5 protein-coding genes are annotated in these 4903 nt (G+C 44.7%); all 5 read right to left on the bottom strand.

What is annotated here, in order from left to right; genetic code table 11:
- Window positions 1–477: 477 nt before the first annotated feature.
- On the bottom strand, window positions 478–1152 hold the full coding sequence (locus AB6D93_RS23460) for a hypothetical protein (protein ID WP_372159222.1): 675 nt from the start codon (window positions 1150–1152) through the stop codon (window positions 478–480).
- A gap of 961 nt (window positions 1153–2113) precedes the next feature.
- Window positions 2114–3097 (bottom strand): serine protease, encoded by a 984-nt coding sequence (locus AB6D93_RS23455; protein ID WP_019825440.1) that lies wholly within the window; start codon window positions 3095–3097, stop codon window positions 2114–2116.
- A 173-nt stretch (window positions 3098–3270) separates the two neighbouring features.
- On the bottom strand, window positions 3271–3708 hold the full coding sequence (locus AB6D93_RS23450) for a hypothetical protein (RefSeq protein WP_019825442.1): 438 nt from the start codon (window positions 3706–3708) through the stop codon (window positions 3271–3273).
- A 21-nt stretch (window positions 3709–3729) separates the two neighbouring features.
- Complete coding sequence (locus tag AB6D93_RS23445; RefSeq protein WP_372127295.1) at window positions 3730–4695, bottom strand: type II secretion system protein; 966 nt, start codon at window positions 4693–4695, stop codon at window positions 3730–3732.
- The coding region (locus AB6D93_RS23440; protein WP_372159221.1) for a hypothetical protein at window positions 4692–4903 on the bottom strand (212 nt) is incomplete at its 5' end. The genes AB6D93_RS23440 and AB6D93_RS23445, both read right to left, overlap by 4 nt.

Genomic DNA, 4903 nt, shown 5'->3' with positions numbered 1-4903 from the left:
GCATTTATCGCGTGGAAGTCGACCATGTGGATGAACATGAAGTGATTCATCTTTTGTTGCATCGAAAGGGGTAAGCGTTGTGGGTTGAGACCGACTAGGGCTTAGTTTTGCCTTGGGTGTATTGGTGCGGGACCAAATGTCCGTCTTTTACCTTAATCGAAAGCTTGTTCATTTTACAGCGAACTCCAAAAGCCGCGCAGTTAAGTAAATCCTCAAGGGATTGTGCTTTTTCAATACGTAATTTGGGTTTACGCATGAATCGTTTGAAATTGGCTTTGACTAGGCTAGGTTTGGTCGTGGGCATAAAGGTGAGGTTATTAACAGTGGATGGTGCACATAATAAACGAATCTATCTGATCATGCAGCTCCTGACCATTTTTAACAGGACTCTATGCCGTCCTACGGGCTGCGCCCTACCTGCACAGCAGTCAGAAAAGAAAATACTTCGCACTTCCTTTCCTAACCGCTCGATATTGTTTAATAACGCAAGGTAGAGCTCGACGACGAAACTTGATTGATTAACTCAACTTCAATCGCGGTAAGGATTTGTTCCATCAGTGTCTTTTTGATATCAACATGCTCTGAGCGCTCTTTAGATAATTCAGCCATGATATTAGGCATGGATCCATCAACCAGTACGACCTTTCCTATCACGCCGAAGTTATCGTGTAAAAACATCATGCAATGTCCACGATGATCATAGCTGACTCTAGCATTGACTCCATCGGGAAGGACATCCTTGGTGAGTTGAGGAAGTTGAGTGATAAAGGTGTTTTGTTGTCGGTTCCCCAACGATTCAAGCCCTTGAAGGTTCATTCCCGTACGACCGATAGAGCTGATCACGGCTTGGGGACCTAGATACTCCCCAGAGTCAATCTCAATCGTTCGCCTGTCCATCACATCCATCAGCAACTTAGCAATCTCATGAGCATCAGAGAAAAGGTTCTTTTTCTCTTCCAGAATGAAATGTCGGCCCAGCCCTGGTGATAGCATCACTTCAAAGTCGCCATCCACCAATAGATTACCGTCCATGATGGTTTCCCCGCAACATTGGTCTTTATAGCGCAAGAGAGTTTCAGAGCAGGCGTGTACGATAGGTTTGAGTTTTAGCTCGGTCTCTGGGTATAAATCCTCCGCAATCGACTCATTCATGACAAAATTGATCCCTCTACGATGAAGAACAAACCGAAAAAGAAACAGGGAAATGTCATGACCAGCCAAGTTTTTCATATTGATATCACCTCTTTAGACACCATCGACTCTAGGCAACGTTAAATGTATTCGACATTGCCTTGATAAATCGGAATGCATAAGAATAGTTTCACGCTGGATGTACTTGTAATAACACAATACCAGAAACGCTAGCGGTGAACGCCAATAAGAATGATAAGAAGCCTCGATACTCACAGGGAGTGGCTTTAATTGTTCAATGTTAAAGAACGAGCCGTGCTTACTCAGTAGAGGTGACGTTAGTATTAATGATTGCCCACTGTATTTTGGGAGCAGTTCAATCAACAGTTCGAGCTCTTGGTACGTATCTCTTGTAAAAGGATAGATCGCCGTTGAAAGGTGAACATGGTATTGGTTTTTCTTTAAGGACGGGGTTAGCTTGAGTAAGGTGAGTTCATTCAAAGCGATCCTTACACTGTAACCAAAACCTATCCACACAGAGAAAAGAAGAACACCGCCATGGAGGAATAAGGGGAGATGAAGCGGCATCAACCAGACAGTGACGACCATTAAAATGACGACACCTTTGATTCCCCTAATCAAATTTATCTTTGCGGAAGGGGCATGAGAGAAGGTCAATAATCTCTGTAGGAAAATGAAAAGTAAGAGTGTGTTGACAAAAAGTATCACAAGATTATCCCATAAGGTTCATTTTGACGGCAATAAGCCCCGCTTGTTGGGGCAAGATGAAGCCGACAATTGAACAGCGTGAAAGCGTCAGGCTTTTGCATCCCACCGCGCGCCCTCGTGGTACAACAAATACCCACGATGCTGCGTTTTTCTGAGTAGTCGTATGGCTTGACGGTAAGTGGTGCGTATTACGCGCCAATCATTACCATCGAGCATTTCAAGTACCACAGGGTCATTGATTTTGTAATCCATATCAGACTTGTCTCTTTCTTAAACGTCCAAAAACAGCTAATCCAAATAGAGATAAAAAGCCGAGAGAACCACCGCTGCCACCAGAACTTGGTGTCGTTGTTGGAGGGGGTACGGGAGTCGGTGTCACAGGGTTGATATCAATCACTTCATTAGTGGTTAGATGCAGTTGACCAGAGCCGCTCACATCGAGCTCATACGTACAGGTATCAAACGAATCAATCGCAGGCAAGGTTTGGCATGTACCGCCGGTTATCGCTACATCTCCAGCTACGTAAGCGGCATCCACCACGGAGTTTTGGTGTAAAGACTGAACCTTAATCGTTTGAGTCCCCGTTCCTTTGAAAACCGTTGGATAATGCCAGCCATTAATCTGCTCTAAAAGGAAGTCTTTAGCGTAAGTGAGGTCGGTTCCGGATGTTTGGTGGCTACCTCTAATACCACGATTAATAGCAACAATGTTGCTATCACTATTAAGCCAAACTCCACCACTATCACCCTGTGTGGTATCTCCGATTGTAGATGTAACTTCAAAAGCAGTCTTATAAGCATCCGATAGGCGAGTGATGGACGCGGAAGCATATGATAGTGGGTGATCCCCTCCAAATCCGTAAACTTTAATGTCATCGCCAAGTGCGATGTTTGGGACGCTTAAATCTGCAAAATAATGGATATTTTGGGTTTGAGCGGCTTGAGACAAGGTCCAGATTGAGACGTCGTATGGTGAGCCATCGGAAGCCCACAGGTAGCTAGGATGATCAACCCGTCCACTTGCAGCATCCACATTTCCATTCGAAAAAGTAATAACACTCAAGTCGGGACAGTGGGCGGCCGTCAAAACTAGTCTACCTCCCACAACCAAACCTGTACAATTGTTTTCCACTATATCATCAAAGTCATTTTGCCAATTGACAGTCGTACCATTTTCAATCGCAAACACCGAACTTGAGAGTAAAGAAATGGAGAAACCCACAGCTATTTTCTTCATGATTAACACTCCTTTTTGATGGAAGATAATTATACCATTTTCAACACTTAATCATCTGAAATATCACGGTATTAACTATGATCTTTTCATCTAACAAGGTCATTAATATGATCGGTGGTTATATGAAAGCAAGGCAGTATGAAATCATACTACCCTACTTTTATATGTGGGATTTAGTCAACTTCCCAGCAAACGGCTTTGGCTGAGACGGCACACCCCCCACAACTGGCTCGTCCTGAAGTTAATTTCCAGTACCCACCAGATTGATAGACATGCGCATCCGTTCCTTTTAAACCACGGCCATAATATCCACTGACTTTACTCAAAGCACATACCCACCCATTCGTTGGTTTGAGTGTTTTGGTGATCACGGACGTTGTTTCCCCACCGGTTGAAAACTCAACCACTTGACCTGAAGGGTTAGGGTTAATGCTTGGCTCCAGCGGATAACTGTAATCCCGTTTGTATTGCTCAAACTCTGCTAAGTCTTGGGCTCGCTGAGCTTCATCCGCTTTATAAACATCCTCCAGGGTCACTTTGGCCATCACGGGAGGTAAGATAAAAACAAGGGTAGCCAGCCCAAAGAGTATGCGTTTAAATAATGACTTCATGGTATTTTCCTTTTTTTAGGGTTAACGACAATTGGCAATCAATAACGCTTCACCGGTCGTCACTTTTGTTTGTTGTTTACTGCTGTTAATTTTCACAATAGTGGACATTCCCACTTGCCAACGAGTGGCGGTTTCGTTGATGAGGTAAGGTTTGGTTCCACCAAGTAAGGTGTAATAACGGGTATCTATCTCTACTTTTGAAATAGATAGTTTGTACTGTGGGGTTTGGCCTGCAATGCATTGTGGTTTGTCTATCCAATCGCCGTGCTGGGCTCGACTCACGCTAACAAGGTATTGACTCACTGGTATTTGCGACCCATCACTGGCTCTAAGCGTGACATCCTTGGCATTGGTAATACCGTGCGCTCCGCCCACATCCCAATCCCCGGTTAACGTGGTGAAACCATCGCGCATGACAATGTTTTCGTACATCAGTGCCAACGTCGCTTGACGCAAGGTAATATCGATATCATTACCCGCTCGCTCGGCACCTGGAATGTCAATCAACACGTTTGACCAACGCGTCCACTCTTTCGCATCCTTGTCTAATTCATGAAGTGGGATACGAATCACTAAGTGCTCGTTAAATGCCGGTATGTGCGTAAGGTCGGTGTAAAAGTAAGTACTCAGACGCGAATGGCTCCACGGCACGTAATCGGGCAACTTACATTCACCATTGAGTTCTCGATCAATCGTGCAACTGCCCCAGTATTGCTCAGGGTAATCGTTCATGAGGTTATCCAACGTTGCTGGCCAACTCGCTTGACTGGTCGCATCGACCCCTTCTTCGGTGATCTTGTAGTATTGATATTGATGAATGCGCTCTATCAGCACTCTAATGTGCTCACCGTAAGCTTTCGCTTTCTCGTCTTCCTGATAATTGTGATACGCCGGGTAGCTGATACCCACAATCACTAGGCTGAGCCCGAGCGTAATGAGAAACTCGACTATCCCCACGCCGCGTTGTTTGAAGGCACTATTCATCATCGAGAATCCTCATGTTTTTTCATCAGGGCACTATACTCCTCGCATTGAATGGTTCTTAGGCCTTCATCGGGACACGATACCGATATGAAAAATGACGGTCTTCCGTTAAGCACATTCATTATTTCTTTATGATTCATGCCAATTTGAACGCCAGCCACTAGACCTAATCCCCAAAGTAACAAGAACCAAAGCCCAATCTTGGTATCTT

The organism is Vibrio sp. 10N.247.310.23 (assembly GCF_041467155.1).
GTDB classification, from domain to species: Bacteria; Pseudomonadota; Gammaproteobacteria; order Enterobacterales; family Vibrionaceae; genus Vibrio; species Vibrio crassostreae_C.
This window is presented reverse-complemented; position numbering and strand designations above follow the sequence as displayed.